Below are 24,001 nucleotides of genomic sequence, written 5' to 3'. Positions count from 1 at the left end.
GAGACCGTGATGGAACCTGTAGGCGACGGCACGAGGGCCCACCCATCGGACACCCCCCTAGGCCGTGACCACGCAGCCGCTGCCAGATCCCTGGCCCGAAGGCCTCATCCCCGACGCGACGGGCATGGAGGCATTCACAGCCCTGTGTTGGCAGGCCGTGCGACGGCTGGTGCCTGCTCATAGGCTGCGGACATGACCGAGATCCACACACCGACGCCCCGCGGCGCCTTCGAGCTGCTGCTGGCCGGTAACCAGCGCTTCGTCGCCGACGCCCCCGAGCACCCCAACCAGGACGCGGCCCGCCGTGCCGAGATCGCACCATCCCAGCAGCCCTTCGCGGTGCTGTTCGGGTGCTCCGACTCCCGACTGGCCGCCGAGATCATCTTCGACCGCGGCCTGGGCGACCTGTTCGTGGTGCGCACCGCAGGCCACGTCACAGGCCCGGAGGTGCTGGGCAGTATCGAGTACGGCGTGGACGTCCTGGGCTGCCCGCTGGTCGTGGTTCTCGGCCACGACTCGTGCGGCGCGGTAGGCGCAGCGTGCGCCGCCCTGGAGAACGGCATGACACCGGGCGGATACATCCGGGACGTCGTCGAGCGCGTGACCCCCAGCGTGCTGGCAGCGAGGGCCGCCGGACAGGTTGAGCCCGAGGAGATCCTCGCCGAGCACATAAGGCACACCGTCGACCTGCTGCTGGACCGCTCCCGGGTACTCGCCGAGAAGGTCGCCGCCGGCCAGGCCGCCGTGGTGGGCCTGTGCTACCGCCTGGCCGACGGCAGCGCACAGCTCGTCGCCTCTCGCGGCCTCGATGCGGCGGTCCCCGCCGCGTCCTGACCGCCGCGCCCGTGGCTGCTCAGCGTGATTTGCCGTAGTCGGAGGACTCCCGTATACGTGGATGAGGAACCCATCGGGTTCACCGCCTGCTCATCCGTGGAAGGGCCTCCGATGACCCACGGAGCCGACCGCGCGCCCAGCAGCGTGCCTCGCGCCGATCTGGCGCGGGCCGCAGGATGCTTGTGTGCCGGGGATGGGGAACGGTCGTCACCGACGAGGGGCGGCACTAGCTGTGCCTGGCCTGCCAGACCGGTGGGCGCTCAACCGAATCCGCACGAATCCGCCCGGCCCCGGTCTCCGTGAGCAGTAAGGGCACAGCGTCGGTGCTGGTCACACGGTGGGTCGGGGCCCTGCAGCGCGGCGGAGCCGGTTGGCGATCGCTAGTCCCAGCCCCTCCTCCACCGGCAAGGACACGACGATGAGGTCGCATCCCCGCCGGTCGAGCTCGCGCAGGAACTCGTACAGCCCGCGCGCATAGGCGGCCACCGAATCGGGAACCGCCACCACGGCATGCGCCTTCACCGCAGCGTCGGCGAAGGCGGAAGGCAGAAAGACGCCCACCTGGTGCCCCAGCTCCTGCGCGAGCTCTGCTTCGGCGACGACCTTCTCCGGCTCGACGAGGACCACCCGCGCACGCGGCGCGTAGTGCGACGGATGCTGGCCCGGCACCCGGACACGGCTCGTCGAGGGAACCGCGAGCGGGCACCCCAGCACCGCTTCGAGGTCCTCGCGCGTCACCCCGCCTGGCCGAAGGATGCTCGGGGTATCGCCGGTGGCGTCGACGATGGTCGACTCGACGCCGACCTCGCAGGGGCCGCCGTCCAGCACGAAGTCGACGGCATCGCCGAGCTCCGCACGGACATGGTCCGCCGTCGTGGGGCTGACCATGCCGAAGCGGTTGGCGGACGGGGCCGTGACACCGCCGCCGAAAGCCGACAGCAGCGCGAGTGCGACGGGGTGGTCGGGCACGCGCACGGCCACCGTCTCCAGACCACCGGTCGCCTCGAGAGGCACGCGGGGGCCGCGCCGCAGAACCAGCGTGAGTGGCCCCGGCCAGAAATGCTCGGCCAGCAGGCGCGCCGTCGCGGGCACGTCCCGGACCCAGTCGTCCAGATGCTCCGCGCCGCCGATGTGGACGATCAGCGGGTGGGAGGGCGGACGTCCCTTGACCTGGAAGATGCGCGCGACGGCGGTGGGGTCCTCGGCGTTGGCGCCCAGACCGTAGACGGTCTCGGTCGGGAGGGCCACCAGACCGCCGGCGCTCAGCGCACCGGCCGCCTTCTCGATGTCACTGGTACTTGCCGTCACCCTCACAATCCTAGGAGCACAAAGGACCGGCAACGGTCGTGATCAATCTCAGCACCAACCACGGTCCCATTGATTCCTCGGGCCGGAGAGCCCCTCCCTCCGCCTGGCCGAGGACCGGGAGACCGCAGCCGGATCCCCATCCGGCTCAAGCCGCCGCACCCGGCGGGCGCAACGAAAAGACTGCCGGCTGGGACAGAACAGGCAGGAGGCAGAGATGCCAGGAGAGCCAGTCCGCATAACGGGTGGCGGCGAGGTGGGCGTCCTTGTCGGTGAGGACCTCGCCCTGGACGGCGGCGAACATGCCGGCGGTGGAGTCGGTGGTGACGGTGCGGTTGTCGCCCTTGTGAAACAGGGTGATCCGGCCCAGCTCGTCCAGGGTGAAGGTCTCGCCGCGTGTCCGCTCGAGCGCCTGCGCATCCGGCTCGACCGCCCGCAGGCACGCTGGCGCGGCGAACCATACGGTCAAAGGACCAGGGAAGGTGGCGCCACCGTTCGTGCCCGGTCGTAGAGGTCCCGTGCGGTGGCGTTCTTCAGGTGAGGACGGAGTAGACCGAACATGGTTTTGATCCGGTCGTCGGCGCGGCCGGACTGGACCATGGGGTAGTCGTCGAGCGCCTGGTGCCAGGTGGTGCAGGCAGCTTCCAGGTGGCCGATTTCCAGTTGGCGCTCAGCCAGGGTGGCGCGGTGCCGAACACGCGCGCGGCGATAGACGCTGTAGCGCACCTTGTCAGACTCCTGCATGGCCTCGATGGCGCCCGGGACGTCGCCGAGTTCATAACGAACTTGGCTGATGTGGTAGTTGAGTGCAGCCGGGTCGTAGGAGCCGAACGCCTTGCCGCGTGACTCGGCGCGGTCCATGGCGGCCTCCGCCTCGCGGATGTACCGCAGCGCGCCCGCTCGGTCGCCGGTCTGCGCGGCCGCGTGCGCTTGCTGGCCTGCGAGGAAGGCCCGCATGCGGGGCCCGGCGTTGAGGGAGGCTGCGGCAGCCGCGTCGGCCAGTTCCATCGCTTTCGGCCCGTGGTGGAGGTCCACCGCTTGGACGCTCATGCCGCGCAACGTGGTGCAGTAGGTCAGGTGGTCCTCGGAGGCGCCCGCCAGTTCCAGTGCCTTGACGTAGTAGCGCTGGGCAAGGCCGTGCAGTCCCTCGTCCACGGCCATGTAACCGGTCAGGTAGAGCAGGTCCGAGGCTGCGGACAGCATCGCTTTCCGCACGTTCTCGGGGGCGTCGGCGCGCAGGTAGGAAGCGACGGTGTTCACCATGAACGTGGCGGCCATGGGGCGTGCGTGGCGACCGCCGAATTGGTCGTCCAGTTCCGAGACACGCTCGGTCATGGCGATGACCATGTCCACTTCGTTCATGCCGATTCGGCTCGCGCGGCCGGACTGGACCGCTTCGGCTCGCCCGATGACGTCGGGCCAGCCGGGAATGGTGAGGGCTACGGAGAACAGGCTGGTCGATGATCGCGGGCCACTTGCCCTGGCCGACCTCCTCGCCCTGGTGCATGCGGATGCCGGCGACATGGCGGGAGTCGAGGAGGGCGCGGACCGTGCCCTGCGTCCACTCCTTGCAGTACACGGTCTTGATGCCGCGCTTGTGGAGGACCAGCGCGATCGCACTCGGGCTCTGGCCCTTGAGGTAGCGGTCGAAGACCTCGCGGACGATCTCGGCCTCGTCCTCCCTGATGGTCATGCCATCGGCCTCGTATCCGAAGCGGCGCTTGCCCGAGTGCGGCAGGCCGGTCTCGGCGCGCTCCTTCAGGGCAGACTTCAGCCGCCGCGAGGTGTCGTCGGACGAGCGGCAGGCATGCGCGACCTCGATCCGCAGGATGAAGCGGTCGTCGGGGTCGGACGGATTCCGGCGGTTCGCCTCGCCGTGCAGCATGATCTGGTGCTCGTCCGAGACCTGGAGCAGCTCCTCCAGGTCCCTGGGCTGCCGCATCAGCCGGTCCGGGTGGTACGCGATGACGTGCCAGAACTCGCGCCGCTGCGCGCGTTCGAGGAGCTGGTCCCAGCCCGGCCGCTTGCGGCCCCGGCTCCAGGCAGAGCGGCTGTTGTCGACGAAGACGTGGGCAAGGGCGATGGTGAGGCCCCGGCGCTCGGCGATCTCCCGGCAGATACGTTCCTGCCGATCGACGTCAGTCTGGTCGTCGTCCGCCTGGGATATCCGGCAGTAGAGAGCCGCTGGCTCACCTGGGGTTACGGTCGGCTCGTGGGGCCTGGGCCGTCGCATGGGACCGATGGTATGAGCACGGAGTGACCTCCATCACCTACGGGACGATGAGTGCGCGCATCGAGCGGTTCGCCACCTGGGCGTCTGCCCAGGCCAAGCGCCTGGAGCGGCCTCATGAGACCGTCCCGGCCGACCCGCACGGCGCGATCGGCACCGAACGGTTCAGGCGGACCGTGGCCCGGCACATCGCGCGCCGCCCGGGTGGTCTGGTGGCCCTGGCGATCCAGTACGGACACATGCGCACTCTGGTCAGTGCCGGCTATGCCGACCCTCGGGAATTGCATCAGACGGGCGAGAAAGCGCAGGTCGCCAGCTCACGGCGAGGGCTCGACGGTCTCCGAGGCTACTACGAACTAGCAGCCTGATCAGGCATGTTGCGGAGGCGATCCCGCTTGATGCATGATCTGCCCTCCAGAAGGGATGGTCTGGAGCGATGCATCAGCAGAAGGTGTCCCTCGCTGGGTCGGCTCGCATGGAGCTTGTCTCCGGTGTGGTCCAGCTGCGTCCGGAGGACGCGATGTTCGACGCGATGCTGCGGGGTTGGCGGGCTCAGCAGGAGTCGCGGGGTCTGAAGGACGAGACGATCGACCCGAGGGAACGGCTGATCCGCCGGTTCCTCGATTTCGCGAACGGGTACCCGTGGCAGTGGACGCTGGCCCACATGGACGAGTGGTCTGCCTCGCTGACGAGGGAGAAGCGCCTGGCGCCCTCCACGATCCGCAGCTACCAGGGCACGGTTCGGCTGTTCACCGAGTTCCTCATCGACGCCCGCTACGGCTGGGGCCCGGCATGCGAAGAAGCCTTCGGCGCTTATCCGGTGGCCATCGCTCACGAGTGGAACACCCTCCCTCACCTGCAGGATTACGAGGGCGATCCGGAGGCGAGGCCGTTCACCCGCGAAGAACTGCAGCGGTGTCGACGACGGATCAATTCCCCATGTTCTGCGTGATGTTGTCGCCGTAATTCCCCGCCCTGGTGTCGGCGGTTCCCCAGGGGGACGCCGGTCGTGGATGGGGATGCCGGTCACGGTCTCGGGTTGAAGATCTTTCCCCGTGTCGGGTGGTTTGTTCGACCGATAGATCCTTCTTGCGAATTGGTGGAGATCCCCTGGGGCATGCCGGTGCCGGGTTGAGGGTCCGGGCCGTCTCGGAGTCGCTGGTGTCCCTTGACCAGCGAGCCGGGAGGTCGACGGACGATCCGGATGGCAAGGAGAACATTCACCGTGACGGACATCGTGGAGATCTACGTCCACTGGTACGCGGGCCGCTCGAAGACGCAGCTGGCGGCGTCGCTGGGGCTGGACCGCAAGACGATCAGGAAGTACCTGGCGCCGGCCGAGGCGGCCGGGATCACGCCGGGCGGCCCGCCGATGAGCGAGCCCGACTGGGCGAAACTGATCAAGAGCTGGTTCCCCGAGCAGGCCAACAGGCGCTTGAGTCAACTGACTTGGCCGGAGATCGAGAAGCACCGCGACTACGTGGTGGAACTGCTGAACACCTGCACGGTGACCATGATCCACCAGCGGCTGCGCGACGAGCGCAAGCTGCAGGCGGGGCTGACCTCGTTCCGCCGGTGGGTACACGAGAACCTGCCCGACGAGGCCGCCCGCGCCAAGGTCACCGTGCTGAGGGAGAACGTCGAGCCGGGCTCGGAGGCCCAGATCGACTACGGCTTCCTGGGGCAGTGGATCAACCCCAACACCGGTCGGCGGCACCGGATTTGGGCGTTCGTGATGGTGCTGCCTGCCTCCCGGCACATGTTCGTCCGCCCGGTGGCCCACATGGACCAGCACGCCTGGACACAAGCCCACGTGGAGGCGTTTCGCTACTTCGGCCTCCCGCGCCGACTGGTGCCGGACAACCTCAAGACCGGGGTCGACAAGCCGGACCTCTACGACCCGAAGATCAACAAGTCGTATGCCGAACTCGCCTCCTACTATGGGGCGTTGGTGGATCCGGCCCGGGCTTTGAAGCCGAAGGACAAGCCCAGAGTGGAGCGGCCCATGCCCTACGTCCGCGACTCCTACTGGCGCGGGCGGACGTTCACCTCGCTGGAGCACATGCAGGCCGAGGCCCTGCTCTGGTCCCGTAATGTCGCAGGTCAGCGGCAGTGCCGTCCGCTGGGCGGGGCGGCTCCCTTGGCGGTGTTCGAGTCCATCGAGGCGCCGGTGCTGCTGCCGTTGCCCGAGGCGCCGTTCGTGCTGGCGCGGTGGTCGAAGGCGACGGTCGGCCCGGACATCCACATCAAGGTCGGCCGGACCCTCTACTCGGTGCCCTGGAAGCTGATCGGCCGCCGCGTCGATGTCCGCTCCACCGCCACCATGGTGCAGGTCTTCCACGAGGGTGAACTGGTCAAGACGCACGCGGCACTTGAGCAGGGCAAACGCACCGACAAGACGGACTACCCGCCGGAGAAGATCGCCTTTCAGATGCGCACGCCGATCTGGTGTCGCGGTCAGGCATCCCAGGTCGGGGATGCCTGCCGGGAGGTGATCGACCAGCTCCTGGAGGTCAACGCCCTCTACCGGCTCCGGGCAGCCCAGGGGGTGCTCGGGCTGCGCAAGAAGTACGGCGACATCAGGCTCGAAGCCGCCTGCCGCAAGGCGATCACGGTCGGCGACCCATCCTATCGCACCGTCAAGGGCATCCTTGTCGCCGGCACCGAGACCGACCCGGAACCCGAGACCGGAGACGGTGGCGCCTCGGCCTTCCTACACGGCCCCGAGGGCCTGTTCGCCACCGACATCCCCCTGCAGATTCCCGATGACGTCCGCGACGACCAGGGGAACGACGACGTCGAGGAGGTCGCCCGGTGAGCGTGATGACCACCGCTCTGCGTGACTCGCTCAAGATCCTGCGGCTGTCCGGGATGCTCGAGACACTCGACGCCCGCCTCACCCAGGCCCAGGGCGGCGAGCTCGGGCACCTCGATTTCCTGCAGGTTCTCTGCCAGGACGAGATCACCCGCCGTGAATCCGTCGCGCTCGAACGGCGCCTGCGGCGGGCGAAGTTCGAGCAGCAGGCCACCTTGGAGGGCTTCGACTTCAACGCCTCCCCGAAGCTACCCGCGGCCCAGATCCGCGACCTGGCGGCCCTGCGATGGCTCCACTCCGGTGAGTCCGTCATTTTGTTCGGGCCCGTCGGGGTCGGAAAGACACACGTCGCCCAGGCCCTCGGTCACCAGGCCGTCCGACAGGGCGCCAACGTCCGTTTCTCCAAGACCAGCCGGGTCCTGGCCGAGCTCGCCGGCGGCCACGCGGATCGCACCTGGGACAAGCGCATGCGCGACCTCATCCGCCCCGACCTGCTCATCCTCGATGACTTCGCCATGCGGCAGATGAACGCCTCGCAGGCCGACGATCTCTACGAGTTGGTCTCCGAGCGGCAGGGACGTTCTCTGATCATCACGAGCAACAGGGCGCCCAGCGACTGGTATCCGCTCTTCCCGAACCCCGTCGTCGCCGAGTCACTCCTCGACCGGCTGATCAACGCCAGCCACCAAGTCATCATGAACGGCCCAAGCTACCGTCCCAACAAGCGACCGAAGGGCCCCAACGGCACCCCCAAGCCCCCGACCAGCTGACTCACCGACACCCCAGGGGTGTCCCATTGCGCCGACAGGCCCCCTGGGGAATATCGCCGACGTTGACAGCGGTTCCTCGACTACGCCGACGACCAGGTCGCACGCGCGGTGAAGTCCAAACGCAAGGGAGCCCTCGCCGCCTACCGTGACGCGACCCTCTTCAAGGTCATCTACGGATGGGGTCTTCGCCGGACCGAGACGTCCAAGCTGGACGTGGTCGACTTCGGGCGGAACCCGAAGGCTCGCCAGTTCGGCCGGTACGGCACACTCAACGTCCGTTACGGCAAGGCGAAGAAGGGCCAGCCGCCACGGCGTCGGAACGTGCTGTCGGTTATGGACTGGGCCGTCGAGGCGGTCGCGGACTACGTCGAGAACGCCCGGCCGCGCTTCGGGTTCCCCGACCACCCGGCGCTCTGGATCACCGAACGCGGCGGACGCCTCCAGCCCGGCTCCATCAACGACCGGTTCGAGGCATACCGCGACGCCCTAAAACTCCCAAAAGACTTAGTTCCGCACTCAATCCGCCATTCATACGTCACACATTTGACCGAAGACGGAGTAGATGGGCGATTTATCCTGCTTCTCTTGAGTCCTCAGCAGTGTGTCCATGACGTGCAGCACGAGCCCGAGGCGGGCGGAGATCTGTGTGGTGGAGGTGGTTATCTACCGCCGTCCACCAGGCAGTTCCCCGGGAGGTTTGATGCTGGTGCAACGGGTGCTGATGCCCGACTCGTCGCTTGAGTCATGGACGGTCCTCGGCGACGAGGGCGGGACAGTCGAGCCGATCGAGCGCTACCTCGCCTACCTGACCGACATCGAGCGGTCGCCGAACACGATCAAGGCATACGCCCATGATCTGAAGGACTGGTTCGTCTTTCTCGACCGGCGCGGTCTGGACTGGCGTGAGGTCAGGCTGGAGGACTTGGGCGAGTTCGTCGCCTGGCTCCGGCTGCCGCCCGCGGGCCGGAACGGTGGTGTGACGTTGCTGCCCTCGGCGGAGCATCACTGCGGGGTGACCACGGTCAACCGGAAGCTGTCCGCGGTCAGCGGTCTGTACGTCTTCCATGCACGACACGGTGTGGACCTCGGCGATCTCGTCACCGAGCTGCAGCCGGTCCGCGCCCGCCGCACGGGCTGGAAGCCATTCTTGTATCACCTGGCCGGCGGCCAGCCAGAGCGGCATCGCACGATCAAGCTGAAGACACCCCGCACGCATCCGACGATCCTGACCGCCGCCCAGGCCCAGGCGATCCTGGACACCTGTACTCGCCTGCGGGACCGATTCTTGTTCGCGCTGTTGTGGGAGACCGGTGTCCGGATCGGTGAGGCCCTGGGGCTGCGGCATGAGGATCTGGCGGCGGCAGAGGGCGAGTTGACCGTCACCCCGCGCGTCAATGACAACCGGGCGAGGGCCAAGTCCGCCTCGCCCCGCACCGTTCCCGTCGGTCCCGAGATCGTACGGCTCTATGCCGACTACCTCCACGGCGAGTACGGCGACCTCGACAGCGACTACATGTTCGTCAACCTGTGGGGTGGCTCCTACGGGCGCCCACTGACCTACGCATCCGTCTACGATCTCGTCCTGCGGCTACGTCGCGACACCGGCTTCGACTTCGATCCCCACTGGCTCCGGCATACCCGAGCGACCTTGCTTCTGCGGCAGGGGGTGCCGATCGAAGTGGTCAGCACTTTGCTTGGACATTCCTCGATCGCCACCACGCACGACATCTACGGCCACTTGTCCGTGGAGGACGCCCGCCGTGCTCTGGAGGCCGCGGGATTCCTGACCGGCCGGGAGGTGCGCTGGTGAGCGAGTCGCAGTCGCCCGTTCCGGCCCCCGGCGCCGGGCTGCTGGGCAAGCTGATGGCTGCCGTTCGGCCGGAGTTCCGGGTGGATGTGTTCATCCCCGAACCCGGGGACCTGATCTTCGGTCTGGGGGCATGCCGGGTTCCCGGCTGCCCGCGCCAGCCCCGCACCCGCCAGCTCTGCCGCGGCCACTACTACCGCTGGCAGCGCCGCGGGAAACCGGATGTTGAAGCGTTCATCGCCGATCCCGGAGCCGGCCCGGTCGGACGGGCCGAACTGACGGCCTGCGCCATCGTCGGCTGCCGCTTCGGGGCAGCTCGCCAGGGCTTGTGTGTGAGCCACCACGGCTTCTGGGAGCGGGCGGGCATGCCCGACAAGGAGACCTGGACCGCGGGCCTGCCGGTGATCGAAGACGACGGCCGCCGGGTCTGCCGGCTGTCGTTCTGCAGCCTGTGGGCTCAGGGGAGGTCGCCGTTCTGCCACAACCACAAATCCCGCTGGCAGGCCGTCAACCGTCCCGAGATCGAGGAGTTCGTGCGCCGCTGTGAGGCAGCCGGCGACGACCGGTTCGACTTCCGGCCGTTGGACGGACAACGGCAGCTGCGGCTGGAGCTGCAGTACGCCCTTCAGCACCGTCACGACGAGCGGCAGGTCAACACCCACAGCTCGGCAGTCGCTCCGGTGATCCGGCTGGCCGCCGCCAGCGGCACCGCGTCGCTGTTGGAGTGGTCGATGGAGCGGTGGAGCGAGTACTACGCGGCGATGCGAGGTGCCAGCCACAGCCAGAACGGGCAACTGGCCTTCCTGCGCTATGCGTACACGCATCTGGAAGACCTCGTCCACGGCAGCGGCTGGGAGAGCGAGTTCCCTCGTGACGTGTGGGAACTGCGCCGACTCGGCGTCGAGGGCACCCGGGCCCGGCTGCGGTTCGACCGCATCACCCAGCCGTGGCTGCGTGAGCCGGCCAAGAGGTTCGTGCGCTGGCGGCTGAGCATCGGCCGCAGCGCCAACCAGGCCGTCATCGACATCCTGGCCCTCAACCGCTTCTCCGGCTTCCTGGCCGATCCCCACCTCGCCGCCGACACGCTCGCTCGCGTGGACCGGACCGTGCTGGAACGCTACCTCGCCGACCTGGCCCTGGATCCGCGCTCGACCCATTCCCGCAGCCGGGACATCGGCTCGCTGAACGCGTTCTTCCACGCCGTGCGCCGCCACGGCTGGGATCCCAGCCCCCCGGCGAACGCGACCTTCTACCCCGACGACTTCCCCCGCCCCGACAAGAGGCTGCCCCGGGGGCTGGCCGAACACGTGATGGCCCAGGTCGAACAGCCCGCCAGCCTCGACCGCTGGCACAACCCCGATAGCCGCGTGCTGACCTTGATCCTCATGCGCTGCGGACTGCGGGTCGGCGATGCCTGCAACCTGCCCTTCGACTGCATCATCCGGGACGCCGACGGCGCCGCCTACCTGCGCTACCTCAACCGGAAGATGAAACGCGAAGCCCTGGTCCCGATCGATGAGGAAGTCGAGAACGAGATCGTCGCCCAGCAGCAGCGCGTCCTGCACAGCTGGCCCGGCGGCAGCCGGTGGCTGTTCCCGGCACCCCGGATGAACCCCGACGGCACGAGGCCGCTGACCACGCACTCCTACCGCGGGCAGCTCGATCGCTGGCTGGAGCGGTGCGACGTGCGTGACGAACACGGCAGGACCGTTCATCTGACGCCTCATCAATGGCGTCACACTTTTGGGACCAGGCTGATCAATCGGGATGTCCCGCAGGAAGTCGTACGCGTCCTTCTCGATCACGCTTCCGGCGAGATGACCGCCCACTATGCCCGGCTGCACGACACCACGGTCCGCCGGCACTGGGAGAAGGCCCGCAAGGTCAACATCAAGGGCGAGAGCGTCACCATCGATCCCGAAGGCCCGCTGGCTGAGGCCACCTGGGCCAAGCAGCGGCTCGGCCGCGTGACTCAGGCCCTGCCCAACGGCTACTGCGGCTTGCCGGTTCAGAAGGTCTGTCCGCATGCCAACGCTTGCCTGACATGCCCGATGTTCGTCACCACCCCCGAGTTCCTGCCGCAGCACCGCGAGCAACGGCAGCAGCTGCTGCAGATCCTCTCGGCCGCCGAGGCCCGCGGCCAAGCGCGTGTGGTCGAGATGAACCGCCAAGTCCTCGGCAACCTGGAGAAGATCATCACCGGCCTGGAGTCCGATCCCGTGCAGTCGGAGGCGACAGCCGATGCGAGCTGACAACAGCCAACACATCGTCGATGCCGCCCGTCGTCGCAGCGAGTACACCCGCGCCAAGGCCATCAAGGCCCTCCGCACCCTCGATGCCGCGGGCGAGCCGGTCACCTTCGAGACCGTCGCCAAGCGGGCCGGAGTGTCCCGGTCGTGGCTTTATGCCCAGCCGGACCTGCGAACGGAGATCGAGCAACTGCGGGCAGCGCACCGCCGAGAGCCCAGATCACCGGTTCCCGCACGTCAACGCACTTCCGACGCGTCCTTGCTGCGGCGCCTCGAAGCCGCCAACGCCCGCATCCGGCGGCTCACCGAGGAGAATCAGCAACTTCGCGAGCAACTCGCCCGCGCACTCGGTGAACAACGCGTCGCGACAACTCGCACCAACCCACCACGGGCAGGAGCGGATAATCCCAGGTGGGGTAACGCGCTCGCATCGTCTTCACCTCATCGACGTGGTGGTCCCGGGTAAATGTTTCATGTGCACGGCCAGTCCCGAGACGAGAGACACCCGAGGGCTGGTACGGACGGGACACGGTAGATACAAGGAAGACGTGAAGGGCGTTTGGGGGAGAACTAGTTGGAACGGATCGGATCGTACGCCGTGGTGCGGGAACTCGGTGCGGGCGGGATGGGCACGGTCTACCTGGCCCGGTCGCGCGGCGGGCGTCTGCTGGCGGTAAAGGTGGCTAGGCCAGAGCTGGCCGCAGACACGGCCTTCCGGGCCCGGTTCCGGGCCGAGGTGGACGCGGCGCGCAGGGTCGGCGGCTTCCACACGGCGCAGGTGGTGGACGCCGATCCGGACGGAGAGCCGCCGTGGCTGGCCACGGCGTATGTGCCAGGTCCGACCCTCGCCCACTTGATCGCCGCCGAAGAGCACATGGCCGAGGGGGAGTTGCGACAGCTCGGCGCGGCGCTGGCGGAGGCGCTCCAGGCGGTGCACGGATGCGGGCTCGTGCATCGCGACCTGAAGCCGGGCAACATCATCATGGCGCCGGACGGTCCACGGGTCCTGGACTTCGGCATTGCCCGGGCCGTCGAGTCCACCCGGCTGACCATGACAGGCCACGCCTTCGGCACCCCCGGCTATCTCGCGCCCGAACAGGCGGAGGGCCGGGAAGTGACCGGCGCCGCCGATGTGTTCGCCCTCGGCGCCGTCCTCGTGGCCGCGGCGGGCGGCAGCGCCTTCGGCGAGGGCACACCGATGATGCTGATGTACCGCTCGGTGCACGCGGAAGCGGACCTCTCACCAGTCCCGGAGAGCATATGCGGGATCATCGGGGCCTGCCTGGAGAAGGACCCGGCTCGTCGCCCCACCACGGAGCAATTACTCGACGCATTCACCGGGGTCGTGGACGCCTCACACCCGCCCACCCTCGTGGTGCCACCGCCCGCCCTCGTGGCACCGCCCGCCGAGGACGGTCCTGGAAAGGCCCAGGAACTCCCTTCCGAGGACGCCGAGTTCTTCCAGGCTGAGGACGACGAACGTGCCATGGTCATCGATGCTTACGGGGTCGAGATCAGGCTGGTCGGACCTAACGGCATCAGCATCGACTTCCCCTGGAACGAAATCGCGAGCATCGGCCACACCCTCAAGGACGCCAGCCTGCAATGCACGCTGTTCATCGAGTGCACCGACGACGTTCCGTACGACTGCACGCTGACCGCACCCGACGACGTGACGTACGACAGATGGGCACGGCACCTGACGGACGTCCTGAATCACTACTGCGAGTAGGGGCATGCCTCGGTAATCGGCGACCCGCGAGGTCCGTGATCATTCGTATTCCAGGTCAGTGGTCCCTCGAAAGGAACTGCTCCCATCCCAGATCGATATCGATCAGCCCCTACTGAAAGAACCCCCAGTGCCCTCACCCGCTACGTCACGGACAACCACCGTGACGCGAACACCCAGGTCAACGGCCTATCGGGCGAACAAGCTCAAGATAATCCAGCAGCAAGTCGGTCACGAGTGCGACAGCTCCACGGCCATCTACACGCACGTCAGCGACGACTTCATGAACACTGCCTTGAGCAAGGCCCTGGCCCCGGCGTTCGCCGGCGTCTGACGAGGAAGGACCCGATGATGGCCGCCAAGCTCGACTGCCACTGGCACCTGCGCAAGGTCATGGCGGACCGCGGGATGTTCTCCACCACCGACCTCATCCCGCCGCTGAAGGAACGCGGCATCAGCCTGTCGTCGAGCCAGGTCTACCGGCTCGTCGTCGAGCGGCCCGAACGCCTCAGCCTGAAGATCCTCATGGCCCTGCTCGACATCCTCGACTGCACCATGGACGACCTCATCGAGCCCATCGCCGTGGCCGGCTCCGCGACGAAGCCGAAGAAGGCCGCTGCAGGCGGGACTTCGGTCTCCGAAGGAGTCGGCGACCTGCGGCCCCGGCGGGCCCGCATCAGCGGAGTTGACCGGTGACAGGTCTCGCCGAGGAGGTCATCGCGGATCCGGTCGGCCTGGTCGTGCGGCTGATCGGGAACGTCGAAAAGCACCTGCCTGCCGAGCGTGTCCGCGACATCGTCCTCACGGTCGTACGCGCACGAGCCGGCCGTCGCAGCCTCGCCCAGGCCCTGCACGACGACCCGTCGCTGCTGCGGACCGGACAGCCACCGGCGCCCTACTGCGTCGCGAAACTGCTGATGGCCCTCAACGAGGCCGGCGCCCAGAACGTCGCGCCGCCCCGCTGCGGCGAGTGCGGCCGCGCATGCGGCTACGTCGGCAGCAGCAAAGGTGGGTACTGGGGCTGTTCGCGCTGCTTGGACAAGCCCGCCGTCTGCGCGGGATGCCATGAAGAGCGACGTGTCGTCAGCAGGGACCGTCACGGTGAGCCCCGCTGCGCGAACTGCCCCGATACTGAGGGCGATCCGCTCCAGGGACTCACCGAACTCGTCACGAGCCTCGATCCCGCCCTCAACGACGACAAGGTCCTGGCCGCGCTCGGGCGAGCCACCGTCCGGCCCGCCGGCCAGCGCCGTCTGGCCTGGGCCGTCGTCGCCCGTCCCGACCTGCTGACCGGCGCCGGTTACGAAGCCCCCACCCCGGCCGCCCTGCGGTTCGTCGACGAGCTCGTCAAGGCCGGGGCGACCAAGGTCGTCCGACCGGCCTGTCCGCGCTGCCACGGAGTGAAGGCGCTGTCGAAGCTGCTGGACGGCAAGAGGATATGCCGGGCCTGCTTCGCCCACCACGCGGCCGTCCCCTGCTTCGGCTGCGGCGCCGTGCGCGAACCCGCCACACGCGACACCGAGGGTCGACCGCTGTGTCCGAACTGCATGATCAGACAGCCCGAGAACCTGGAGGAGTGCGTGGGCTGCGGCCGACGCAAACCGGTCGCGAACCGGCTGCCTGATGGCCCACGCTGCCAGAACTGCCGGCCGAGGATTACCGCGGAGTGCGGCATCTGCGGGCGGACGGCGCTCTGCGACATGTCCCGGGCCACCGGCCAGCCCTGGTGCGACCGCTGCCAGCAGCGATGGGTGGCCTGCAGCAGCTGCGGCACCTTCGCCCAGGCCCGCAGCGGAACCTGGGAGGAGCCGTTGTGCGCGAAGTGCACCAACCCCGACCCGGACTTCTGGGGCCGCTGCCCGGTCTGCACCACCACCTGGCAGCTCAGCACCCGCCCCTGCCAGCGATGCGTCCTCGACCAGCAAGTATGTGACCTCCTCGGCGGCGCGGACGGGGCCATCCGCCCTGAACTCGCCCCGTTTCATGAGGCGTTGACGAGTGCCGAGCGACCGGACGTCGCCTTCGCCTGGATCGCCCGCTCGAAAGCCCGAGACCTCCTGGAGCGCATAGGCCGCGACGAGCGGCCCGTCCCCACGAGGTCCTCGACGAACTGCCCCCAGGCAAGGTGTTGGCCCACCTGCGCAGTGTCCTGGTCGCGTCCGGCTCCCTGCCACCGCGCGATGAGCGGCTCGTCGCTCTGGAGAAATGGATCACCACGACCGTCCAGGCCCGCACCGACCTCGCCGAGCGCCGGGTCCTGCACGGTTACGCGGTCTGGCACCACCTGCGCCGGCTCCGACGCCGCCTCGGCGATGACCACACCACCCGGCTCCAGGACCTGAACGTGCGCTGCCACGTCACCGCGGCAAACAACTTCCTCGACTGGCTCGGTGGCGAAGGGCTCACACTGAGGACCTGCACCCAGACGGACCTGGAACGCTGGATGGCCGACTCCACGGCCAGCTACCGCGACGAGACCGGCCACTTCGTCCGCTGGTCGGTACAGCACCGGCATGCCCACGGTCTGACCTACGGCACCGTCCGCTGGACAGGCCCGGCTCAGCACCATCGACAGCGAGAAACGCTGGGCCGACGCCCGCCGCCTCCTCAACGACGACACGCTGCCGACCCCGGACCGCGTCGCGGGATTGCTGCTGATCCTCTACGCACAGAAGATCGCCACCATCAGCCAACTCACCGTGGATGACGTCCACTTCCACGGCGACACCGTCTCCATCACGTTCGGTACCTCGCCGGTCGTCCTGCCCGCGCCGCTGGCCAACCTGGTCCGCGAGCTCGTCGCGACCCGCTGCGGCAAGGCCAAGATCGGCACCCCGGAGGACGCCCCGTGGCTTTTCCCCGGAGGTCAGCCGGGACGCCCCCTCGGCGACGACCAGATCGGCATCCGTCTCCACAAGATCGGGATCCGACCCAAGCAGGATCGCTCCACCGCACTGTTCACTCTCGCGGCCGAACTCCCCGCCGCGATCCTCGCCCGGATGCTCGGTGTCCACATCAAAGTCGCCGTCCAGTGGCAGCAGGCATCCGCTGGAGACTGGGCGGCCTACGCCGCTGACGTCAGCCAGCGGAGCACCTGATGGGGGCAGCCATCCACATTGACCATGAAGGAAGCTCACCGACGCCTTGACCGCGTAACTCGGAAGAGTTCCGCCAACGCACGAATGATCGCTGGGCGGTCGCCAGGATCCGTGCCCCGCAGGGCGATCAAGAGCCCGACCAGTCTGCAGACAGGAACAACCACAACGCCAACGACGAACACGAGTGGATCGATGCCGGAAAGGACGCTCACAGGAAACCCCTTCAGCCTCGTCCGACTGAAAGGTCTGGAGCTCTCATCCAAGTGGGAGCTTCTCCACCTCCACCCGAACCAGGACATGACTGGTCGGCTGGAGGTCTCTTCCGCCAGCTACGAGAGCTGACCGACGGCACCGGGGTCGCTGCTCGGACCCGTGATGACGACACCGCCGCGAGGGAATACTCCCCTCACACTTAGTCAGATCGTAGCGCCAGTCCTCGGAACGAAGGACCCATTCGGGCAGTTCCAATACCCGACTCCACCGTTAGGCCGCTCCAAGGCCGACATGCTCGAAGTCCTGGATCAGGAGAAGGGCATGGCCCTGGCCGAGACTCTCACCGATGCCAGCGAGCGCATCGCCGCCAGCGAGAAGGTCAGCGGCCCGACCGCTACCGCGCCGCGGCCGCCGAGTTCTCCAGCCGCTACGCCGGGACCTACCTCGGCAAGCGGGAACTGCGGGCACTTGTCGCCAACCCCCGCCTCCAGGTCTACGAAGACCCGACGGCCTTCCTGACCTGCAACCACGACGCGTTCACCGCCCTATGCAACCCAGATCGCGGCCGCGGGCGCGACGCCACCCGCGTGACGCCCGACCACTCCCGCTGCCATCCGGCGTGCGCGAACATCAGCCGCACCGACAGCCAGATCGCCGTCCTGCGCCGCGAGGTCGCCCGGATCGACGCCGACGCCGAAGCCGGTCTCGATCCCTACCCCATCGCGGCCCGCGAACAGCAGCGCAAGACGCACCTCACCGAGATCATCCGCCGCCACGAAGCGCAGCCCCCGGCCGCTCCCGACCCCCAGTAACCGCGATGACCGACCCAGCCAGCGACGCCAGCACGCACCGCGTGGCAGACCTCGCCCGGATCGTTGGCGAGGCCCTCGCCCACGCATCCGCTGACAGCGGGCCTGAGGACGCCGTGGAGGTCCGGGCCATCACCGACGCAATGGTGCGCCTGCTGATCGGCACCCCGCTGCACTCCGACGGCAAGCTGACTATCGTCTCCCTCGCCGTCGAGGCCCGGCTGCGACGCAACAAGCTCACCCACAAGCACATCGGCCTCAAGGACCTGTTCTACGCCCTCGTCAAGGCCCGCGGTCACAGCCCCGAGCCAGTCTCCGAGGCCACGCGGGCCCGCAGCCGCAAGCAGCAGGAGGACTTGGCGCGCGTCCGCGCCGAGCGCGACGACCTGCGCTCCCAGGCTCAGCTCCTGGCTCGGGTCGTCCAGGTACTGGAGATCGAGAACCATCGTCTCAAGGAGACCAACGCGGCCCTGGAACAGCAACTGGCCGCACGCGAGGGGGTTCCGGACCTCGCCAGCCGACGCGAGTCGCACCGCTAGGAACGGCACCCACCAACGCCGAGCGGCGGCACCGACGCCCGTTCTCCGCGCGACGCTCTGCCGTCCGGACCGCGGTCCCAGAACTGGTCGGTCAGCAGCATAAGGTTCTTCAGGGTGCTGAGCAGGTCAGCACTCCTCGATGGCCACGCAGGTCACGCTGTCAAACTCCGACCCAACTACGACGACCTGATAGCCAAGACGCACAAACTATCGGAGTCGGGGTGAATGCACCCTCATCACCCGCATCGTCGAGGGGCATCCAGACGGCTCTCGGTGGACTCCGGCTGCGGGCCATCCTTGCGTATGGCCCGCAGATCCTCCTCGCAGCGTTGCTGCGCAAGGCACAGGTCATCGTAGACCGGATCTACGGACCGGGGGTGCAGCGCTCATGTCCTGCCCGCAGTCCCGTTGCGTCGGCACTGAATGCACCGACACACCGCGTGATCGAGTTGCAGTGCCCGGTCAGGAGTGAAGACTGGGAAGTAGAACATTTCCGCAGGCCCAACCGTCGCGTGAAGTATGGCGTGCCTCTATCGCTGGACCGTGCATGGCTGCGGAAGACCCAGTCGCCGGTTGCGCGGATCTACCTCATGACGAGATCTAGCACAGACCCATGCGGCCTTTGCCCGAGAGGGCTTTGCCCTGTTACTCGGTGAATGCGTAGAACGATGCGTGGTCGGAAGCGCTCGGAACGCCATCAATTGGAGCCCGCGATGACAAACGAACGTGACGGCGAGCAGCGGAACGGACTGCAGCTACACCAGATGATCTCAGCGCTTCGTACGGAACTAGAGACCGCGCAGCAGGAAAGTGCAGAGGAAGAGTTGCGCTTTGGCGTGTCTGGTGTCGAGCTTGAGGCCACGGTCCAGGTGACGATCGAAGGTGGAGGCAAAGGTGGCGTCAGGTTTTGGGTTATCGAGGCCACTGGCGGAATGGATCGAAGCAAGGCAACCACGCAGCGCATCAAGCTCAATCTCGATGTTCCTCCCGGTACCCTCGTCAAGGGTCAGCGCGCAAAATGATCGGCGCGGACGCTGAGCGTCTGGTATCGGTTTTGCTGGATAACGCTCGCGGTTCGGGCTACCTTCTTGCGCCCACCTTGGTGCTAACTGCCGGGCATTGCGTGGAGTCTGAAGGTTCCGAGGCAGAGGTACTCAGGTTCAGCCGCGACAAGCACGGACGATACGACCTGGCGGAGAGTTCCACCTTTAAGGTTGCAGTGAAGAGCGGCCCGGAAGCTCTCGACTTTGCACTACTCATTCATGAAGGGACCGCCTTTGATCCGCTGGCCCTGTGTGGAAAGGGGCGCGGCGAGGTTCGATTGGGTCGACTCGTGGGCGAGGACAAGGTTCCGGCGCAGGCACTCGGCTTTCCTACGTCAATGGTGGACACCCAGCAATACATGAACGTCGAAGACGCCCGGGGATTTGTACTTCCCCGGACCGGCAGTCGAACCGCCCACGATGCCGAAACACCAACAGAGCGCTTGCATTTTCAGATCAGTACTGGGACTCCAGTGAGAAGCGTGGCCGCGTCGCTGTGGGGCGGCATGTCGGGTGCGGCTCTGTTCAGCGGTGACCACTTGCTCGGCGTGATCACGGAGGATCGCCCGTCGGTTGAGGGGCGGCTCCAGGCCGTTCCGGTTGAGTGGATCTTCGGTGAGCGCGGCTATGAGGATGCGAAGGCGTGCTTGCGTCAATACCAGGTTCGGCGAACCGACGAAGCTCTGACCGATCCGGTATGGGCTGGACACGGGGTGCTCAAGCCGCCCTACAGTCCTCTCCCTCCCCCAGGCCAGTGGTCGGAGGCCGATCTCCTGCAGGCCCGATACGACGTCGTGCCCTTCTGCGGTGATGAACGCAAGCGTGAACGGGATCAGTTGACCGAGTGGTGTCGACAGCCCGGAAAGATCCGCATGCGATTGCTGTCGGGGGGTGGCGCCGTCGGCAAGACTCGCCTAGCCCGCGAAGTGTGCCGCGTCATGGGCGCCGAAGGCTGGGTTGCTGGCATCGTCGACCCGCTACGTGTTGACTTCCGCCAGGTGTGCGCTTTGGACGAGAAGCGTCTGTTGGTCGTCGACGACGCCGACGCTCATGTAGGCCAACTAGAGGCTCTCCTTGCCGAAGTAGATAGGCAATCCGATCGCCCACATAGGCTGCGGATCCTCGCAGTGGGACACAGTGGGGGCCCCTGGTGGCAAGCAATTCGGCGTCGGCATGAGTCTCTTGTGGACAGCGGAGATCCCCCGCCGCTCATCACGCCGGCCCAGCGCAGTCGAAAGGACGTCTACAACGCTGCAGTCGAGGCCTTCCAAATCTGGTACCAGCAGAAAGAATTCTGGTATCAACAGAAGGCGCAGGGCGATGCGACGGGGGAGGGAAAGGCCGCTTCCTCAGGTGACGAAGTTCCCACCGGAATCAGGGACAACTTCCCTGCGCCGGATTTCGGGAGTCGCGATTTTGAGAGCTATCTTCTGATCTTGATTCAGGCTTTAGTTGACGCGCGCGCGAAAATGGACAAGAGCCCGGCTATTTCCACCGCTCCGACACTGCGCTCACGGGTGGAGGCTCTGCTCGACTACGCCATCGATGTGGAGCGACAGAGGTGGCAGGAGGCGGCAAGATCTGCTGGGCTGCCCGACGACGCCGTGCTTCTCGAACGTGTCGTCGCCATTGCAAGCATGGCCGTGGCTGCTGGTCCGGCAGATGGAACGGGTGAGACAGACGGAAGGGGTGAGACAGAGGCGTCCCGCCGACTGAAGCTTGTCCCCGACCTCACCGACGAGCCGGAATGGCGGCGGCGCGCATTCGCCCGGTGGCAGCACACACAGTTCACGGGCGAGGGATACCTACATCCTCTCCAGCCGCTGCGCCTGGCCGAGCGCGTCGGAGCCAGGATGCTCGTGGCCTTTCCCGAGCTCGCTTCGCAGCTGCTCGATGTCGAAGGGGGCGGCCCGGGAATCCCGTACTGCCCGGTAGACCAGTCGCACCAGGTGCTCAACGTGTTGCAGCTACTGCAGGTCACTGCGGAGGGCGAGGGGGAGAACCACCGTACGAGTGCCGATATCCCAGGGACGAGTTCACACATCCAGAAGGCCCGCGGCGTTCTCGAGAATACACTGCGCGCACATGCCACCCCTTTGCTTCGGCTAGTGAAGAAGGTGGCGAAGAATGATGAGGACGGAACTGCCCAGGCCATCGGGGCCTCACTGGCGGCGGCGCTCAACACGATTTTGCAGAAAGGGGAAGCCCAGGCCATCGCTGCTGAGGTACTGACGGAACTCGACGAGTCCTGTCCGGACGTCCTCCTTGAGCTGGCAACGGCCATAGCGGAACATGCAGTTGCCTACTACCAACGCGACGACGCGCCCCATACCGATGAAAAAACGGTGGGACTTGCTACTGCTCTTCAGCGGTGGTCCTTGTACCTGGCCAATTCCGGTTTCCGGAACCGAGCATGCGAGATCGCCTACGAGGCTGTGTACGCCCACCGTGCACTGGCACAGACGACATCATCGCCCGAACGCAAGCGAGGGCTGGCAGAGGCACATAGCGATCTTGCCGATCGCCTCGACGAAGTTGGTCGTTTCGAGGAGGCCCACGATCAGGCTCGGGATGCCGTGCGGCTGTTCGACGAGCTGTACCAAGAGAGCCCACCGCAAGTGGACGCGTTCCGACTTGCCAAGGGCCTGTGCACGTACGCAACGGCCGCCAACGACATAGGCCGACACAGGGAAGCTCTGCAGGCCGCCACGCGTGCGTACAAGGTGACCCAGCGACTTCCGAAGGTCACCGAAGCCGAAGAAGATGAAATCAAGGGTAAACAAGCGTTCGCCCTGCGGGCCTTGGCCTGGCAACTTGGCAAGAATGGGTCCAAGGATGAAGCCTTGAGCACGGCCAAAGATGCCTGTGCGAAGTACAGTTACCTTTTCAGTCGGAGTCCCGGTCGTTGGCGGCGCCACTATGCCCTGGCCTTGTCCATCTGTGGATCCCAGCATGAAGCCAAAGCGGAGTGGAACGATAGCATCAAACTGCATGAAGAGGCTGTGGATATCCATTACAAGACCTTGGAGCAGCAATATCGCGAGGCCGTCCGCCCTCATCACGCTAATGCGCTGAGGCACTTGGCGGCCGGGTTTCTTGGGCGGGCACGCGGGCAATCAAATCAACTGCCGCAGGTGCTTACGTCTGAGATCGAGGCACCCAGTGAACAGGTCAGGGATCTCGAGGCGGATCTCGACGAGGCTCGCGACAGGATCGATCAAGCGCTGACGCTGTACGAGAGTATGCGGCTTGACGACAGGCGGGCCAACCGCCTCTCCCAGGCTGCAGCTTACCGGCTTAAAGCAGAGATCTTGGTGACCCAGGGAAACAATGACGAGCGCTTCTATCCGGAGCGACCCAGTCGGGCCTTCGATCCAGCCGAGACGGCCGCAATAAATGCGATCAAGATCTACAAGGGCATTGATAGGCATACATGGCAAACCCAGTTCGATATGACCCAGGCACAGGCCATTTTGGTCCAGGCCCTGACCCGTCAGGGTCGTTTCAAAGAGGCCCGCGATGTGGTCGAGGATGTCAGGAGCTGCCTCCTCCAACTCGGTGCCGATGAGCCGGGCCGTGTCGAAGTCGGTGACACGCTGGAACGGATCGACAAAGACTTGGAGAGCATAGACGGCCTGAACGAGCCACCTCAGCGATCACGCAATCCGGTAAAGCTTGGGCTTCACCCCCGCAAGAAGGGCACTCAAGCGGCCAACCGCACACCGCATGCCCAGCACGGTCGTTACTGCCAGCGTTGAACCTGCATACCGCGGAGCGAACGGCGTCTGATCAGGCCATTCTTTCGTGCTGGCGAGGGTATCGAGCGCTCGCTGAGGTGGCGCCAAGAGTGCCGCTTCCCGCGCCACTGCTGACACTTGTCCGAGTGGTCGGGATCTCGGTCAAGTCGTCGAAGGCAGGACGTCTTGGATGGCGTTCATCGGCGACGTGCTCCTCCGTCCTGATAGGGTCTCCCACCCAAGCGGCAACACGCGACAACCGTCCGCAGAAGCGGTGCGCACCCCGGTGGCGAACGTTCCGGGCGCCGACCGCGTGCAAGGCATCTCGTAGCCAGAGGGCCGGGTTGCAGCCGGCTCGAGGCGCCGGGGCCCCGAGCGACATGAGCTTGGCTTCGACGTATTCGTGCCCTTGCTCCTCTTTTCTTACCTTCTGGGCCGCCCGGTCGGAAGCGAGCGAGTTCGCAGAATCCTGCGTCGTGCGACACGGGAACCCGGACGCGACTCCCCGGATGGTTAGACCGTATGAAGCGTCGGTGGGTGTGACCGCCTCGGAGTCGAAGACCGATGCCCCTCGCGTAAGTTGACGCGGGTTGCCTGCCGGTGGGCACGGTGGCGGGTAGTGCCGCAATTACCGGGAGGCACCGGATGTTTTCCGAGCGTACTTCGGTCGGCCTGGATGTCCATGCGCGTTCCACCACCGCCTGGGCGCTGGACTACGAGACCGGTGAAGTGTTCAGTGAGCTTCTTCAGCCTGGCCACCGATCGGGGGACGGCTGTGCGGGCGTAACGAGCAGGGCTCCCCGGCTGTTGGGCGAGATGTCTG

Annotated in this window: 18 protein-coding genes and 3 pseudogenes; 17 read left to right on the top strand and 4 right to left on the bottom strand. The window is 66.8% G+C overall.

Features of this window, described 5'->3' with window-relative positions; genetic code table 11:
* Positions 1 to 192: 192 nt before the first annotated feature.
* Positions 193 to 834, top strand: coding sequence for a carbonic anhydrase (locus AV521_RS40870; protein WP_076096392.1), 642 nt, complete (start codon positions 193 to 195; stop codon positions 832 to 834).
* 330 nt (positions 835 to 1,164) lie between these two features.
* Here the strand turns inward: AV521_RS40870 and AV521_RS40865 are convergent, their stop codons facing one another.
* The 4 genes and pseudogenes from AV521_RS40865 to AV521_RS40850 form a co-directional block, all read right to left on the bottom strand.
* Complete coding sequence (locus AV521_RS40865) at positions 1,165 to 2,142, bottom strand: L-threonylcarbamoyladenylate synthase (RefSeq protein WP_076096389.1); 978 nt, start codon at positions 2,140 to 2,142, stop codon at positions 1,165 to 1,167.
* Between the two features lie 220 nt (positions 2,143 to 2,362).
* Positions 2,363 to 2,530 (bottom strand): annotated as a pseudogene (locus AV521_RS40860) (LysR family transcriptional regulator); the annotation flags it as partial.
* A gap of 74 nt (positions 2,531 to 2,604) precedes the next feature.
* Entirely contained in the window at positions 2,605 to 3,591 is a 987-nt protein-coding gene (locus AV521_RS40855) for a transcriptional regulator (RefSeq protein ID WP_256725919.1), read from the bottom strand.
* Positions 3,592 to 3,652: 61 nt separating this feature from the next.
* A pseudogene (locus tag AV521_RS40850) lies at positions 3,653 to 4,372 on the bottom strand (recombinase family protein); the annotation flags it as partial.
* A gap of 23 nt (positions 4,373 to 4,395) precedes the next feature.
* Here AV521_RS40850 and AV521_RS40845 point away from each other — a divergent pair.
* From AV521_RS40845 to AV521_RS40775, 16 genes and pseudogenes are all read left to right on the top strand, one after another.
* Complete coding sequence (locus tag AV521_RS40845) at positions 4,396 to 4,737, top strand: hypothetical protein (protein WP_076096385.1); 342 nt, start codon at positions 4,396 to 4,398, stop codon at positions 4,735 to 4,737.
* Between the two features lie 152 nt (positions 4,738 to 4,889).
* The gene (locus tag AV521_RS40840; RefSeq protein ID WP_256725913.1) at positions 4,890 to 5,321 is read left to right on the top strand and encodes a phage integrase N-terminal SAM-like domain-containing protein; all 432 of its coding nucleotides are present in this window, start codon (positions 4,890 to 4,892) and stop codon (positions 5,319 to 5,321) included.
* Positions 5,322 to 5,594: 273 nt separating this feature from the next.
* Positions 5,595 to 7,187, top strand: coding sequence for an IS21 family transposase (gene istA / locus AV521_RS40835; RefSeq protein ID WP_076096383.1), 1,593 nt, complete (start codon positions 5,595 to 5,597; stop codon positions 7,185 to 7,187).
* Between the two features lie 5 nt (positions 7,188 to 7,192).
* Positions 7,193 to 7,954, top strand: coding sequence for an IS21-like element helper ATPase IstB (gene istB / locus AV521_RS40830; protein ID WP_280923685.1), 762 nt, complete (start codon positions 7,193 to 7,195; stop codon positions 7,952 to 7,954).
* A gap of 102 nt (positions 7,955 to 8,056) precedes the next feature.
* A pseudogene (locus tag AV521_RS40825) lies at positions 8,057 to 8,695 on the top strand (tyrosine-type recombinase/integrase); the annotation flags it as partial.
* On the top strand, positions 8,655 to 9,764 hold the full coding sequence (locus AV521_RS40820) for a tyrosine-type recombinase/integrase (protein ID WP_076096381.1): 1,110 nt from the start codon (positions 8,655 to 8,657) through the stop codon (positions 9,762 to 9,764). The pseudogene AV521_RS40825 and the gene AV521_RS40820, both read left to right, overlap by 41 nt.
* Entirely contained in the window at positions 9,761 to 12,013 is a 2,253-nt protein-coding gene (locus AV521_RS40815; RefSeq protein WP_256725911.1) for a site-specific integrase, read from the top strand. Before AV521_RS40820 ends, AV521_RS40815 begins: the two co-directional genes overlap by 4 nt.
* Entirely contained in the window at positions 12,003 to 12,476 is a 474-nt protein-coding gene (locus tag AV521_RS40810; protein ID WP_218639405.1) for a DUF6262 family protein, read from the top strand. Before AV521_RS40815 ends, AV521_RS40810 begins: the two co-directional genes overlap by 11 nt.
* Before the next feature lie 159 nt (positions 12,477 to 12,635).
* Positions 12,636 to 13,742, top strand: a complete 1,107-nt coding sequence (locus AV521_RS40805) for a serine/threonine-protein kinase (RefSeq protein WP_371917107.1) — start codon at positions 12,636 to 12,638, stop codon at positions 13,740 to 13,742.
* 345 nt (positions 13,743 to 14,087) lie between these two features.
* Positions 14,088 to 14,435, top strand: a complete 348-nt coding sequence (locus AV521_RS40800; protein ID WP_076096379.1) for a helix-turn-helix transcriptional regulator — start codon at positions 14,088 to 14,090, stop codon at positions 14,433 to 14,435.
* A complete protein-coding gene (locus AV521_RS40795; protein ID WP_256725910.1) occupies positions 14,432 to 16,081 on the top strand; it encodes a hypothetical protein in 1,650 nt (549 codons plus the stop codon). Before AV521_RS40800 ends, AV521_RS40795 begins: the two co-directional genes overlap by 4 nt.
* A gap of 306 nt (positions 16,082 to 16,387) precedes the next feature.
* Positions 16,388 to 16,837 carry a site-specific integrase gene (locus tag AV521_RS51805; protein WP_256725909.1) on the top strand — a complete coding sequence of 150 codons (450 nt, stop codon included), beginning with the start codon at positions 16,388 to 16,390 and terminating at the stop codon, positions 16,835 to 16,837.
* Positions 16,838 to 17,637: 800 nt separating this feature from the next.
* Positions 17,638 to 17,862, top strand: coding sequence for a hypothetical protein (locus AV521_RS40790; protein ID WP_076096377.1), 225 nt, complete (start codon positions 17,638 to 17,640; stop codon positions 17,860 to 17,862).
* A 5-nt stretch (positions 17,863 to 17,867) separates the two neighbouring features.
* Positions 17,868 to 18,398: a hypothetical protein gene (locus tag AV521_RS49810; RefSeq protein WP_076096375.1), complete on the top strand. Its 531-nt coding sequence runs from the start codon at positions 17,868 to 17,870 to the stop codon at positions 18,396 to 18,398.
* Positions 18,399 to 19,111: 713 nt separating this feature from the next.
* The gene (locus AV521_RS40780; protein WP_076096451.1) at positions 19,112 to 19,420 is read left to right on the top strand and encodes a trypco2 family protein; all 309 of its coding nucleotides are present in this window, start codon (positions 19,112 to 19,114) and stop codon (positions 19,418 to 19,420) included.
* Positions 19,417 to 23,199 (top strand): serine protease, encoded by a 3,783-nt coding sequence (locus tag AV521_RS40775; protein WP_076096373.1) that lies wholly within the window; start codon positions 19,417 to 19,419, stop codon positions 23,197 to 23,199. The genes AV521_RS40780 and AV521_RS40775 overlap by 4 nt, the downstream gene beginning before the upstream one ends.
* The last annotated feature ends 802 nt before the right edge of the window (positions 23,200 to 24,001 follow it).

This window comes from Streptomyces sp. IMTB 2501, assembly GCF_001953885.1.
Taxonomy (GTDB): Bacteria; Actinomycetota; Actinomycetes; order Streptomycetales; family Streptomycetaceae; genus Streptomyces.
This window is presented reverse-complemented; position numbering and strand designations above follow the sequence as displayed.

Coding starts and splice junctions, on each gene's coding strand:
- AV521_RS40840 (WP_256725913.1), top strand. CDS start 4,890: ATGTTCGACGCGATGCTGCGGGGTTGGCGGGCTCAGCAGGAGTCGCGG.
- AV521_RS40780 (WP_076096451.1), top strand. CDS start 19,112: ATGACAAACGAACGTGACGGCGAGCAGCGGAACGGACTGCAGCTACAC.
- istB (WP_280923685.1), top strand. CDS start 7,193: ATGACCACCGCTCTGCGTGACTCGCTCAAGATCCTGCGGCTGTCCGGG.
- AV521_RS40820 (WP_076096381.1), top strand. CDS start 8,655: ATGCTGGTGCAACGGGTGCTGATGCCCGACTCGTCGCTTGAGTCATGG.
- AV521_RS40870 (WP_076096392.1), top strand. CDS start 193: ATGACCGAGATCCACACACCGACGCCCCGCGGCGCCTTCGAGCTGCTG.
- AV521_RS40800 (WP_076096379.1), top strand. CDS start 14,088: ATGATGGCCGCCAAGCTCGACTGCCACTGGCACCTGCGCAAGGTCATG.
- AV521_RS40805 (WP_371917107.1), top strand. CDS start 12,636: ATGGGCACGGTCTACCTGGCCCGGTCGCGCGGCGGGCGTCTGCTGGCG.
- AV521_RS40810 (WP_218639405.1), top strand. CDS start 12,003: ATGCGAGCTGACAACAGCCAACACATCGTCGATGCCGCCCGTCGTCGC.
- AV521_RS40775 (WP_076096373.1), top strand. CDS start 19,417: ATGATCGGCGCGGACGCTGAGCGTCTGGTATCGGTTTTGCTGGATAAC.
- AV521_RS49810 (WP_076096375.1), top strand. CDS start 17,868: ATGACCGACCCAGCCAGCGACGCCAGCACGCACCGCGTGGCAGACCTC.